Consider the following 13736-nt stretch of genomic DNA (forward strand, 5'->3'; position numbering starts at 1 on the left):
GCATTGTGGCTTTTTTTTAACATTTCATTTTGTAGTTTAAAATTTACGTACTACTTTTGCTTATAATTAACTAAATTGTAATTAAAAAATTTAAGTATGAAACATCTTAACAAAATTTTTGTTGCTGTGATGATGGTGATGGGATTAAGTTCTCAAGCACAAGACAGTAACAATCCTTGGGCTATCTCTTTTGGAGTTAATGCCGTTGATACTAGGACAAGTGCTGGTGGTGGAAATAATTGGCTTGATCGTCATTTTTCTCAACCATTTGCAGTAAAAGACAACTGGAATGTTCTTCCATCTGTATCTTATTTATCTGTATCTAGATACGTTGGGGATAATTTCTCTTTTGGTCTTGCTGGATCTGTAAACAAGATTGACAAGTATGTGAAATTTGATCCAACTGCTCCTGGTCATGATTCAAGAGGAATGGTAGTTTCTAATCCTGGTGATTTAATGTATTATGGTATTGACGCTACAGTTAAATATAGCTTCATGAACCTAATTAAATCTAAAGTGATTGATCCTTCTCTTTCTGTTGGTGGAGGTTATACTTTCTTTGGTGATAGTAGCTACGGAACATTAAACCCTGGTGCTGGACTAACATTATGGTTTACTGACAATGTAGGTTTAGAGCTTGCATCAAAATACAAAAAATCATTCGGAGATAGAGAAGATGCTTCTGGAACTCCAGATGCTCCATCTCACTTCCAACATTCTGCTGGAATTATCTTCAAATTTGGTGGTAAAGATACAGATGGTGACGGAATATATGACAAAGATGATGCTTGTCCAGAAGTTGCTGGTTTAAAGCAATTCAACGGATGTCCTGATACTGACGGAGATGGTATTCAAGATAGTGAAGATGAGTGTCCTACTGAATTTGGATTAGCTGCTTTAAAAGGTTGTCCTGATACTGACGGAGATGGTGTAGCTGATAAAGATGATGCTTGTCCAGATGTTGCTGGTTTAGTTGCTTTAAAAGGTTGTCCTGATACTGATGGAGATGGTGTAGCTGATAAAGATGACAAATGTCCTACTGTTGCAGGTCCAAAAGAGAACGCAGGTTGTCCTTGGCCGGATACTGACGGAGATGGTGTATTAGACAAAGATGATGATTGTCCTACTGTAGCTGGTCCAGCTAGTAACAGAGGATGTCCAGAAGTAACTACTGAAGCTTTAGATAACCTTAAAATTCAAGCTAGAGCAATCTACTTTAATTCAGGTAAATCTACTTTCAAATCTGCTGATGTTCCAGCTAGATTAGATGCTATGGCAAATATTCTTAAAAACTATCCTAACGCTAAATTTAGTGTTGAAGGACACACAGATAGCGATGGTTCAGATGCTTTCAACCAAACACTTTCTGAAGAAAGAGCTACAGTTGTTAAAGACGCTCTTTTAGAAAGAGGTATCAAATCTAGCAACTTAAATGCTGTTGGATATGGTGAGTCTAAACCAGTTGAAACAAACAAAACTGCTGCTGGTAAAGCAAAAAATAGAAGAACAGAAGTTATTTTACAAAAATAATTGCCTTCAAACTTTTATAGAAAACGCCTCGATTTATCGGGGCGTTTTTTTTATTTTTATATTATGATAAATATTTCTTTCTTAGATAAAATTGCTTCTGTTTTAATTGAAAAGTATTCTAATTCGCTTTCGAATACAATTGTCGTCTTACCTAATAAGCGCGCAAAGATATTCTTAATCGAAGCATTAAAAAAGCAAGTAAATACTAATATTCTTTCGCCAGAAATAATAAGTATTGAAGATTTTGTCCAAGACATCTCTGGAATTCGTACTATTGATCCAATTGAATTGCTTTTCGAATTTTATGAAGTCTATTTATCCATTACCGAAAAGTCGCAACAGCAATCTTTTGAACTTTTTGCAAATTGGGCTAAAACTTTACTGCAAGATTTTAATGAAATAGATCGTTATCTTCTTGATCCTTCACACGTTCTTTCCTATTTAAAAGATATTGAGGATATTAAAAAGTGGGGAATTGAAGTTAAAAATAAAACTCCTTTATTAGAGAGATATGTTGATTTTTGGAAATTATTACCTAAATACTATCAATCTTTATATGATCACTTATTAAATAAGGGAATAGGGTACCAAGGTTTAATTTATAGAGAAGCTGTTAATAACTTAAACCATTTCACAAAGTCAGTGCAAGAGAAGCAATTCTTGTTTGCAGGATTTAATGCTCTGAATGCCGCTGAAGAAAAGATAATACAGCAGTTGATAGCTTCTGACCAAGCTGAAATTTATTGGGATGTGGATCAAACTTTTCTAAATGATCCGTATCATGATGCCGGATTGTTTGTGCGTCGATTTAAAGAAAACTGGAAACATTATAAATCAAATCCTTTTGAATGGATTGTAGATGATTTTTCTCAATCGAAGAATATTCATGTAATAGGAACTCCAAAAACTATTGGTCAAGCTAAAATTGCGGGAAGCATTATTGAGAATATAACTAATGATAATCCATTAGGAAAATTAGATAAAGTTGCAATTGTACTTGGAGATGAAAATCTTTTGGTTCCACTTTTATATTCTTTGCCTGCAAGCGTTGGAGCGCTAAATATTACAATGGGTTATTCTAGTAAAAATAATCCAGCTCAAATATTGCTTGCAAAATTATTTAAAATGCACACTAATGCGCTGTCTCGTAATAACAGCAGTTATGTGCTTTACTATAAAGACGTTTTAGATATTTTGACGCATCCGCTAGTTGAGCCTTATGCTAAAACTGCAGCATTAGTTGCAATAATAAATAAAAATAATTACACATTTATAACGCATCAAAAATTGATGGAGTTAAATGTGATACCGTCGGAGTTGTTTCTATTATTATTTAAAAAATGGGAAAGTGGTTCTATTCCAGTTTTAGAAAGTATATCTCAATTATTACAAACGATAAAAAATAATTTAAGCAATGACAGTGAAGAAGAGAAAATTACTAAAGCTTTCGTTTTTGCAATTTTTAAAGTTATCAACAAACTCATTACGTATTACTCAAAACATAAGCATATAGATAAGATTGAAACACTTTATGCAATTTACAAACAAGTAATAGATCTTGCTGAAGTTTCTTTTGAAGGTGAACCTTTAAATGGACTGCAGATTATGGGAGTATTAGAAAGTAGAGTTTTAGATTTTGATACCGTAATAGTTACTTCGATGAATGAAGGTAAGTTTCCGGCTGGAAAGTCCCAAAATTCCTTTATTCCCTATGATGTGAAACGGGAGTTAGGTTTGCCTACTTTCAAGGAAAAGGATGCTATTTACACGTACCACTTTTACCACTTGCTTCAACGTGCTAAGAATATTTACTTGCTTTATAATACAGAAAGTGAGGGATTAGACGCAGGAGAAAAAAGCCGATTTATAACGCAGCTCGAGGTGGAAAAACAACCAAACCATAACACAACTCACGAAATTTACAACGCTATTCTTCCTGAAACCGCTTATCAACCTATGATTATTCCAAAGTCAGAAAGTGTGATGTTGCGCTTAAAAGAAATTGCTGAGAAAGGATTTTCTCCTTCTGCTTTGACGAGTTATATTAGAAATCCTATTCAGTTTTATTTCCAAAAAATATTGCGTATTAGCGAAGTGGAAGAAGTGGAAGAGAATATTGCCTTGAACACTTTAGGAACCATAATTCATGAAACATTAAAAGTTTTGTATGAGCCATTCATTGGAAAATTTATCTCGGAAAGTGACATATTGAACTGTTTCAAGCAAATTGACGTTGAGGTTCTCAAACAATTTAAACTTGTTTACAAAGAAGGTGAAATAAAAAAAGGTCGGAATTTATTAGCTTTTGAAGTAGCAAAGCGAAATGTTTCTAATTTTCTAAAAGTAGAATTAGAGAGTATTAAAAACGGTGATGCTATTAAAATAATTGCTTTAGAACAAACGTATCAACGCACATTACATCACAGTAGTTTACCTTTTCCAGTCTTGATTAAAGGAAATGTAGATAGAATTGAAGAACGCAACGGAACGATTCGAATTATTGATTATAAAACTGGAAAGGTAGATAAGGCGAACGTAATATTAAAAAACTGGAACGGTTTAACGGACGATATTAAGAGCGACAAGATTATTCAGGTTTTGGCTTATGCGTATATGTTTGAGGAGAAAGCTAACGGGCAGCCAATTGAAGCTGGAATTATTTCGTTTAAAAATTTAAAATCAGGATTTTTACCATTTGTATTTAAAGAAGAGAAAGAGATGAATTCTATTATTGATGAAACAATTTTAAGTCAATATTTAGAGCAAATTACACTTTTATTGAATGAGATTTTAGATGTAAATATTCCGTTTTTAGAAAAAATTTAATTTTATTGCAATATCAAAAAGCTGGCAAATATATTCGAATTCTTTAAAACAACGCTAATGATTAATTTGGCGTTAAGTACTGTGGCTTGGATATTTGGCGGATTTGAAACCTTTAAATATGTTCTTATAATTTTTGGTTTCTGCGTCACTATTTTGATAAAAGAAGTAAATGCTAAAAACGAATATTTATTCTACTATAACAACGGAATTTCAAAAGTACATTTAGTGCTTTACGCTTTTATTATGAATTTCATTTTTTCGGTAGCTGTGATTTTAGTTATCAATTTAATTCTGAAGTTAATATGATTAAAAATATTTTAGAAGTTGATAGCGTCCAAAAACAATATGATGGAAGAATCATAATTTCTGATGTTTATCTAAAATGTGAAACAAACGATATTATTGGTATTCTGGGCAGGAACGGTTCTGGCAAATCAACTTTATTAAAAATAATATTCGGAATTGAATCTGCGGATTTTAAATTTGTTAGAGTTGATGGTGTCGTCAAAGCTAACACGAGTGCGTTACTGAAACAAATTAGTTATTTGCCACAAGACAATTTTATTCCAAATGCCTTATCCGTAAAACGAACTATTCAATTGTCTATTTGTAAAGAAAAGTTGGTTGAATTTTATGCCGATGAAATGATTCAATCTTTATTAAATAAAAAAATCAAACATTTGTCTGGAGGAGAACTTCGCTACTTAGAAATCAAATTGATTTTAAATAATAACTCCAAATTCGTTTTAATTGATGAGCCATATAATGGTTTGTCACCGATTATGATCGAAAATATAAATGCTCTAATAACTGAGAAGTCAAAAGTAAAAGGTATCATAATTACAGATCATAATTATAAAAATGTGATAGATGTTTCCACCAAGCTAGCGTTAATGAAAGATGGTAAAATGTTTCATCTAATAAATAAAGAAGAATTGATTGAAAGAGGCTATCTGTCAAAAGGAATGCTTTAAATCTTTTTGCAAAAGGAGAGTAATAAAACTAATAATTCATCGCGGTTTTCAATGTGACTCATATGTCCGTCTGGAAAAGAAATCAATTTTACTGAAGTATTCTCTAATTGTTCCTTAGTTTCCTCATAGGGTAAAACAGAATCTTTTTCACCTAATACTATTAATTTAGGGTAGGGTGTGAGATGCAACAAGACCTCACGATCCATTCTAATTTTCATTCCTTCTAATGATGCTACAATTCCTTGCAAAGGTGTTTTTAGCGCTTCCTTTTTTACATTTTCAATTTCTAAAGCGAGACACTCCTTATTATTCTCACTGAATAAATTAGCAATAGCCAACGAAATAAAATTGATAAATGATTGCTTTACAGCCTTTACTGCACGATCTCGATTTATTTTACGTTCGTCGCTGTCGGCTCTTGCTGTAGAGTTTAATAAAACTAATCCTTTTGTATTTTCAGGATATAGTTCGGCAAAAGCCAAAGCTACATATCCACCCATTGAATGCCCAATAAAGATGGCTTTGCGAATGCGTAAATCGGAAAGCACGGCTTGAACAGCATCTGCGTGATCTTCCATCGAATGCACATATCCCAAACATTCTGATTCACCATGTCCTAACAAATCAATTGCAATGACTCGGTTTTTTTTAGCAAATTCAGAGATGTAGAAATCCCACATCTTCTTATTTTCTAGAAAACCATGAAGCAAAACAATAGCAGTTCCTTTCCCCGTATCAGAAAAGGAAATTTGCGTGTTTTTAAATTGGATTTGTTTCAAAGTTTGTTTTTTTACAAAACTAATGCTTAATTTTTTAAACCATAGAAGATATATAAGTTAATGTAAAGACAAAATGGTTATTACTTTATTCATTTTACTTTGTCATTTCGATGAAGTACGAATGGCATCAAGTGGATGATTAAAGGAGATTTTTTTAATATAGTTGCCAATTAGTATTGAAAAAAATGGCAATCATACCTTTGTAAGCATGAATATTTAATGTTGAAAAATCTGAACTTACTGATAATTTAAAATCTATTATCGCCATCAAGTAAGTTTCCTAAACCGCCCAACAAACTTCCTTCGTCACGACTTTTTCCACCAGCTCGTGGTGCGGAAGCAATGATTCTATCAGCTAATCTACTGAAAGGTAATGATTGTATGTAGACAGTTCCTGGTCCGCGAAGCGTTGCATAGAATAAACCTTCGCCACCAAAGATTGAATTTTTTATTCCTCCGATAAATTCAATGTCGTAATCAACATCTTTAGTGAAACCTACAATACAGCCAGTGTCGACCTTTAGCACTTCGCCGTTTGCTAATTCTTTTTTAGCTAGAGTTCCGCCTGTATGTACAAATGCCATTCCGTCGCCTTCTATTTTTTGCATAATAAAACCTTCACCGCCAAATAGACCACGACCTAATTTTTTAGAAAATTCAATTCCAATAGATACACCTTTTGCAGCGCAGAGAAAAGAGTCTTTTTGGCAAATAAATTTGCCGTCGTATTGAGTCAAATTAATTGGAATGATTTTTCCAGGATAAGGTGCAGCAAAAGATACTTTGCCTTTTGCGTTATTTTGATTGATAAAGGCGGTCATAAATAAACTTTCACCAGTTAGTACTCTTTTTCCAGCGCTTAGCAACTTATCAAATATTGTATTTTGTTGTACAGAACCATCTCCAAAGATAGTTTCCATCTTAATATTGTTGTCCATCATCATGAAACTACCTGCTTCGGCAATTACAATTTCTTGTGGATCTAATTCTATTTCTACATATTGCATTTCTTCGCCATATATGTGATAATCGATTTCGTGTGCTTGCATGGTTTTATGTTTAAGATTTTGTATTTCTGGGCTATGAAGATTGATTATTTTTTAAATTTTTAAAAACGTTCTTAATCCTATATGTATTGAATAGGACGTTGTTAGGTAGATAAAGTTACAGTTTTTTAGATGTAGTATAGAATTTGAGTTTTATTATTTTATGTTTTCTCGTGGAAGTGCGCAAGGGATAGTAGTGAAAAGCCCACAGCATCGCATTTTTATGCGTTGCGAGGACTTGTAGTGGATAGCCCGACCAAACTGAAGTTCACGGAAGTTGGGTTGCGCCCAAAAAAAAATCGGTTCACATTGCTGCAAACCGATTTATACTTTATAAATTACTGAATTATGCGTTCATTAAATCTTCTATTTCTTCAATTTCAATAGGTATGTTTCGCATCATGTTGAATGGCTCGCCACTTTCCTGAACGATTAAGTTATCTTCTAGTCTGATTCCGAAACCTTCCGCTGGAATATAAATCCCCGGCTCTACGGTAAAAACCATGTTCGCTTGCATAGGTTCCGTTAGGATTCCGTAATCATGCGTGTCAAGTCCCATGTGATGCGAAGTTCCGTGCATGAAGTATTTCTTGTATGCTGGCCAATCTGGATTTTCATTTTGCACATCAGCCTTGTCAAGGAGTCCTAATCCAAGTAACTCTGAAGTCATTAGTTTACCAACTTCAATATGATATTGTTTCCACAATGTTCCTATCGTAAGCATTTTAGAAGCCTCATTTTTTACACGTAAAACTGCGTTGTAAACTTCTTTTTGACGGCTAGTGTATTTCCCTGAAACTGGAATTGTTCGAGTCATATCGCTAGAATAATTTGCATATTCAGCAGCTACATCTAATAGTATTAAATCGCCGGCTTTACATTGCTGATTGTTTTCAATGTAGTGCAATACATTAGCGTTATTTCCTGACGCGATGATAGGTGTATAAGCAAATCCTTTAGAACGATTTCTTACAAACTCATGAATTAGCTCGGCTTCGATTTCATACTCTGTTACATTTGGTTTAACAAATGAAAGTAGTCTTCTAAAACCTAATTCAGTGATATTACACGCTTTTTGGATTAAATCCAATTCCTCAGTTTCTTTTACTGAGCGAAGACGTTGAAGGATTGGATTACTTTTAGCGACAGTATGCGCAGGATATTTTTCTTTCCACCATTTTACAAAACGAGCTTCGCGAGTTTCAGTTTCTACCGTAGCGCGGTAATGTTCGTTTGTATTGATATAAATAGTCTCAGAATGGGTCATCATCTCAAACAAGATTTTTTCAAATTCGTGTAACCAATAAACTGTTTTGATTCCTGAGACTTCAAATGCACGCTCTTTAGTTAATTTCTCGCCTTCCCAAACTGCAATGTGCGCACTAGTTTCTTTCAAAAATAACATCTCTCTTTGATGTTCATAAGGAGCATCTGGAAAAAGCAATAAAATGCTTTCTTCCTGATCAACGCCACTTAAATAAAATATGTCGCGGTGTTGTGCAAAAGGTAAAGTACTATCAGCCGAAACTGGATAAATATCATTAGAGTTGAAAATCGCAACACTTTTTGGCTTCATTTGAGCCATGAATTTTGCGCGATTTTTTATAAATAGATTGCGTTCAATTTGATGGTATTTCATAAGAATTTAGTTTAAACTTTTAATTACTCAAAAATACTAAGATTAAATTGGTTTGAGCGAAGCATTTGGTAAATTTTAATAGAAAAGAGAAAGCGCAGAAAATAAAATTTAGATTTCATTTTCTGCGCTTATTTCAGTTGTCATTTTTTTAAAAACATCAAATTTCGAAGTGTTTAAAAATATCAATACAAATGGTTGTTGCTAGAATTGAGCAGCTTCCGTAGAATTTTTCATTGCAGTCGTTGATGATTTTCCAATAGTTACTGTGTTTTGTACTGCATCAAAATAAGAGGTTCCAACGAAACTTTGATGTTTTACGGCTTTGAAACCATGTTGTTGCAATGCAAATTCGCGTTCTTGTAATTCAGAGTAACCTGCCATTCCTCTTTCTTTATATGCTTTTGATAATTCAAACATACTGGTGTTTAAGGCGTGAAATCCTGCAAGAGTAATGAACTGAAATTTATAACCCATTTCGGCAAGATCCTCTCTAAAGGTTTCCATTTCAGGAACTGATAATTTTGCAGCCCAGTTAAAAGAGGGTGAACAATTGTACGCTAGCATTTTTCCAGGAAATTTAGCGTGTATTCCCTCAGCAAATTTTCGAGCATAATCTAAGTCGGGATTACTAGTTTCCATCCAAATTAAATCAGCGTAAGGAGCGTAACTTAATCCGCGATCAATTCCTTGTTCTACTCCGCAATTCACATAGAAAAAACCTTCTCCTGTTTTTTCTCCTGTTATAAATTTGGCATCTCGCGGATCTATATCACTTGTTAGTAAGTTTGCAGCATCAGCATCTGTTCTTGCTACAACTATTGTTGGCGTTCCCATAACATCTGCCGCAAGTCTTGCGGCAATCAATTTGTTAATGGCTTCTTGTGTAGGAACTAAAACTTTTCCACCTAAATGTCCGCATTTTTTAGCAGAACTTAATTGGTCTTCAAAATGAACTCCGGCAGCACCAGCTTCGATCATTGCTTTCATTAATTCGAAAGCATTTAAATTCCCACCAAAACCTGCTTCCGCATCAGCAACAATAGGTACTAAATATTGTTTTTTATCAGCAGTTCCATTTACAACTTGTATTTGATCTGCGCGTAAAAGTGCATTATTAATTCGTTTTACTACTAGAGGAACACTATTAGCAGGATATAAGGATTGATCAGGGTACATTTCGCCAGCTACATTCGCATCAGCGGCAACTTGCCATCCGCTTAAATATATGGCGTCAAGTCCAGCTTCAACTTCTTGAATAGCTTGGTTTCCTGTAAGCGCGCCCAGACCAGCTACAAAATCTTGAGTGTTTAATTTATTCCATAAATTAGTAGCGCCAATACGAGCAACGCTGTGCTCTATTTGGTACGAACCTTGTAATTTCACAACTTCTGCTGCTGTGTAAGGTCGCTCAATTCCGTCCCATCTTGGGTTTGTAAGCCAGTCTGTAACTAATTCTTGTATTCTTGTTTCTGTAGTTTTCATCGTTGTAGTTTTTTGGTTGTTTGTTGATAGTTGTGTTGTATGCTTTATAAATATTTGTAGCCTGGAATAGTCAGAAATTCGATAAATTTATCGTTTACTACTAGAATGTCTAGCAGCTGTTCCGCTAGTTTATACTTTTGTTTTTCGTGATTTTCAGTACCTACTTTCTCTCTTATTTTTTCGAATTCCTCCATCGCTAATCGATGATAATATTTCTCACAAAGCACTTTTTGATTATCTAATACCACTTTGTTTTGTAACCATTGCCATAACTGCGATCTTGATATTTCTGCGGTTGCGGCATCTTCCATTAAGTTATGTAGTGCAGCTGCGCCTTGACCATTTAGCCAAGAAGCGATGTACAACACAGATATGCTTATGTTTTTTCGAATGCCTTCTTCAGTTATTGTTCCTTTAGGCGTTTCTAAAAGATTAGCTTCCGTTACATGAAGATCATCGCGTTTTAAATCAATTTGATTCTTATTAGTCATGTATTTATCAAAAACTGTCATTGCAAGAGGAACTAAATCTGGGTGAGCTACCCACGTTCCATCATGGCCGTTTTTGACTTCACGTTCTTTGTCGGCTATTACTTTGTCAAAAGCTATTTTATTAGCTTCTTCATTGTTCTTGATTGGAATTTGTGCGGCCATTCCTCCTATAGCGTGAATGTTACGTTTGTGACATCTTTGAATTACAAGTTGCGAATAAGCGCTCATAAAAGGAGCGGTCATTGTCACTTGGTCTCTATTAGGAACAATGAAAGCTGGATTGTTTCTTAATTTTTTGATATAAGAAAAAATGTAATCCCATCTTCCGCAATTAAGTCCAACGATATGTTCCCTTAGCTCGAATATTATTTCGTCTAGTTGAAAGCTCGCGGTGATTGTTTCAATTAAAACTGTTGCTTTAAAGGTTCCGTTTTTTACACCAAAATATTCTTGAGTAAATTCAAAAACCTCGTTCCACCATCTCGCTTCTAAGTAGTGCTCTAATTTTGGAATATAAAAATAAGGAGCACTTCCATTATCAATAAGTTTTTTATGATTATGAAAAGCGTAAAGTCCAAAATCTATTAACGACCCTGATGCTTGTTCATTATTAATTAAAATATGTTTCTCATTTAAATGAAGTCCTCTTGGCCGTACGATTAAAACTGCCGTTTGTTCATTCAGGCTGTATTTTTTATTTTTTTTCGTGTCTTCAAGGGTAATTGTTCTATTTACAGCGTCTTTTAAATTCTGTTGTCCCGTCATTAAATTACTCCATGTTGGTGAAGTGCTATCTTCAAAATCAGCCATGAAAGTTTTTGCATCTGAGTTCAGAGCATTGATAACCATTTTTCTATCTACAGGACCAGTTATCTCTACGCGTCGGTCGAGTAAATCTGCAGGAGTTTTAGCAGCTTCCCAATTTCCTTCTCTAATGCTCTTGGTCTCGACGGGAAAAGTGGGCAGAGCGCCTTTATCAAATAGTAGTTGTTGATCTTCGCGGTTTTTCAGGAGGGTAAGTCTCCCTTTATTGAATTTTTCATGAAGTACAGACAAGAAAGTCATTGCTTCATCAGTTAAAATTCCCGGATAATGCTCGGTAGCTTCTTTAGTAAAATTTAACAAATATTCCGAATATACTTCTTTTAAATCCATGATAATGCATTTTAAATTTAACAATAATGTTGGTTTAGTAATAATATGTTATATGTCGACATTGCAATAGTACAAAAAGTTTTTTATAAAACAAGCGAACGTACGCTAAAATTGAAAAATATTTTTTTGGGTGTCTATTCTTTTTTGGTTACATTTGAAATATGAACATAGAAAGGGATTATATCAAACTGATTTTTGGCTTGAAAATGAAGCAGGCTCGTACAAATAAGAATTTATCTTTATTTGGGTTGGCGAAAATAACTGACCTATCGAAATCATATTTAAATGAAATTGAAAAGGGGAAAAAGTATCCAAAAACAGATAAAATCATACTTTTAGCTGAAAAATTAGAGGTTTCTTATGATAATATGGTTTCATTAAAGCTTGATAATAATCTCGCTCCTATCGGTGAAATTTTAAAGTCGGGGATTTTAAAAGAAATACCTTTAGAGCTTTTTGGTATACAGGAAAATGATTTAATCGATATCATTGCAAATGCGCCAGCTAAGGTTAACGCGTTTATAAGTACAATTATAGAAATTGCTCAGCATTATAATTTGACAAGGGAAAGCTTCTTTTTGGCAGCTTTGCGCTCGTATCAAGAAGCACAGAATAATTATTTTGAAGATCTAGAGCAGAAGGTGCTGGATTTCTCCAAAGCTTTTCATGTTAATAGCGAAACTAAAATATCTGTTGAAGAACTTTCTGCAATTTTAAAAGAGGAATATGGTTACACAATTAAAGAACTTGTTTTTTCTGAGCAAGAACAATTAGGAGATTTAAGATCTATTTTTGTTCCAAAAAGTAAAACTTTGTTACTTTCACTCGACATCGATGAGCCGCAAAAAGCATTTATTTTGGCCAAAGAAATTGCTTATAATTATCTTCAAATTACGGAAAGATTGTATACGTTCAGCTGGATTAAATTTGATAATTTTGATCAGGTTTTAAATAATTTCTATGCTTCTTACTTCGCTGGAGCCTTATTGATCCAGCGACAGCAATTAATTGACGGACTTAGTACGTTTTTACTAAAGACAGATCCAAAACCGCAAGAAATGATTGCTTTGATGAGCAGTTTTAATGTTTCGCCAGAATCATTTTATCAGAGGTTGACTAATATTTTACCAAAAGATTTCCAATTAAAGAATTTATTTTTTCTTCGTCTATCTCATAAAATAGGAACGGATACGTATCAGATAAAAAAAGAATTACATATTACAAATCAGCAAGAGCCTCATGCTAATGAAATGAATGAGCATTATTGTAGAAGATGGGTTTCTATTCGAACAATAGAAGAATCTTTAAGTCAGAAAAAAAATCATTTTTTTGACGCACAGATTTCGAGTTATGATAACAGTAAGAATGAATATCTTGTATTCTCTTCAGCAACACCAGATCCATTTAAAGAAGATTGTATTCGAAGTATTTCAGTTGGAATCTTAATTACACCCGCAGTTAAGAAGAAATTCAAGTTTATGGAAAGTGATTCAATCAAGAAACAGATTGTAGGTGTTACTTGTGAAACTTGTGCTGTGAAAAATTGTTTAGAAAGAGCTTCTCCGCCCATTCAATTAGAACAGAAAATTAGGAATGAAAACACAGATTCTATTGTTCAAAAATACATGACGCGTTTTAGTTAGTTTTAATCTTTTTCAACGTAGCGTGTGAGAATCTATTTCTGATATTTTTAGTTAATACAATTAATGTTTTCAGCTGCTAAGTAATGGTTAAAATTTAATGTCGTATTTTGTTCCAAAATTAGTCAGGACAAAATTTAATTTTTCTTTGAGGTTTTCGAATGATTTATAAGC

General features: G+C 33.7%; 9 protein-coding genes. 4 read left to right on the top strand and 5 right to left on the bottom strand.

The window, feature by feature from the left end:
* Positions 1 to 96: 96 nt before the first annotated feature.
* The 3 genes from RCH19_RS08740 to RCH19_RS08750 all read left to right on the top strand — a co-directional run bounded on the left by RCH19_RS08740 (position 97) and on the right by RCH19_RS08750 (position 5330).
* The gene (locus tag RCH19_RS08740; protein WP_121924893.1) at positions 97 to 1530 is read left to right on the top strand and encodes an OmpA family protein; all 1434 of its coding nucleotides are present in this window, start codon (positions 97 to 99) and stop codon (positions 1528 to 1530) included.
* 63 nt (positions 1531 to 1593) lie between these two features.
* Complete coding sequence (locus RCH19_RS08745) at positions 1594 to 4356, top strand: PD-(D/E)XK nuclease family protein (protein WP_343022896.1); 2763 nt, start codon at positions 1594 to 1596, stop codon at positions 4354 to 4356.
* 302 nt (positions 4357 to 4658) lie between these two features.
* Positions 4659 to 5330, top strand: a complete 672-nt coding sequence (locus RCH19_RS08750) for an ATP-binding cassette domain-containing protein (RefSeq protein ID WP_343022897.1) — start codon at positions 4659 to 4661, stop codon at positions 5328 to 5330.
* On the opposite strand, the gene RCH19_RS08755 is transcribed toward RCH19_RS08750, so the two are convergent.
* The 5 genes from RCH19_RS08755 to aceB form a co-directional block, all read right to left on the bottom strand.
* Positions 5327 to 6109 carry an alpha/beta hydrolase gene (locus RCH19_RS08755; RefSeq protein ID WP_343022898.1) on the bottom strand — a complete coding sequence of 261 codons (783 nt, stop codon included), beginning with the start codon at positions 6107 to 6109 and terminating at the stop codon, positions 5327 to 5329. The two genes, RCH19_RS08750 and RCH19_RS08755, sit on opposite strands and share 4 nt — an antisense overlap.
* A 248-nt stretch (positions 6110 to 6357) precedes the next feature.
* Positions 6358 to 7158, bottom strand: a complete 801-nt coding sequence (locus tag RCH19_RS08760; RefSeq protein WP_121925107.1) for a TIGR00266 family protein — start codon at positions 7156 to 7158, stop codon at positions 6358 to 6360.
* Positions 7159 to 7501: 343 nt separating this feature from the next.
* Entirely contained in the window at positions 7502 to 8794 is a 1293-nt protein-coding gene (locus RCH19_RS08765) for an aminopeptidase P family protein (RefSeq protein WP_343022899.1), read from the bottom strand.
* Between the two features lie 201 nt (positions 8795 to 8995).
* Positions 8996 to 10276 carry an isocitrate lyase gene (gene aceA, locus RCH19_RS08770; protein WP_343022900.1) on the bottom strand — a complete coding sequence of 427 codons (1281 nt, stop codon included), beginning with the start codon at positions 10274 to 10276 and terminating at the stop codon, positions 8996 to 8998.
* 44 nt (positions 10277 to 10320) lie between these two features.
* Positions 10321 to 11922: a malate synthase A gene (gene aceB, locus RCH19_RS08775; protein ID WP_343022901.1), complete on the bottom strand. Its 1602-nt coding sequence runs from the start codon at positions 11920 to 11922 to the stop codon at positions 10321 to 10323.
* A 161-nt stretch (positions 11923 to 12083) separates the two neighbouring features.
* Between aceB and RCH19_RS08780 the strand changes: the two genes are divergently transcribed.
* A complete protein-coding gene (locus RCH19_RS08780; RefSeq protein WP_343022902.1) occupies positions 12084 to 13565 on the top strand; it encodes a helix-turn-helix domain-containing protein in 1482 nt (493 codons plus the stop codon).
* The last annotated feature ends 171 nt before the right edge of the window (positions 13566 to 13736 follow it).

Origin of the sequence: Flavobacterium sp. PL12 (assembly GCF_039123485.1) — a bacterium.
Classification (GTDB): Bacteria; Bacteroidota; Bacteroidia; order Flavobacteriales; family Flavobacteriaceae; genus Flavobacterium; species Flavobacterium weaverense.

Bases quoted from the DNA above. Each gene is read 5' to 3' on its own strand.
- RCH19_RS08740 (WP_121924893.1), top strand. From the start codon at position 97: ATGAAACATCTTAACAAAATTTTTGTTGCTGTGATGATGGTGATGGGA.
- RCH19_RS08780 (WP_343022902.1), top strand. From the start codon at position 12,084: ATGAACATAGAAAGGGATTATATCAAACTGATTTTTGGCTTGAAAATG.
- aceB (WP_343022901.1), bottom strand. From the start codon at position 11,922: ATGGATTTAAAAGAAGTATATTCGGAATATTTGTTAAATTTTACTAAA.
- RCH19_RS08760 (WP_121925107.1), bottom strand. From the start codon at position 7,158: ATGCAAGCACACGAAATCGATTATCACATATATGGCGAAGAAATGCAA.
- RCH19_RS08745 (WP_343022896.1), top strand. From the start codon at position 1,594: ATGATAAATATTTCTTTCTTAGATAAAATTGCTTCTGTTTTAATTGAA.
- RCH19_RS08765 (WP_343022899.1), bottom strand. From the start codon at position 8,794: ATGAAATACCATCAAATTGAACGCAATCTATTTATAAAAAATCGCGCA.
- RCH19_RS08750 (WP_343022897.1), top strand. From the start codon at position 4,659: ATGATTAAAAATATTTTAGAAGTTGATAGCGTCCAAAAACAATATGAT.
- aceA (WP_343022900.1), bottom strand. From the start codon at position 10,276: ATGAAAACTACAGAAACAAGAATACAAGAATTAGTTACAGACTGGCTT.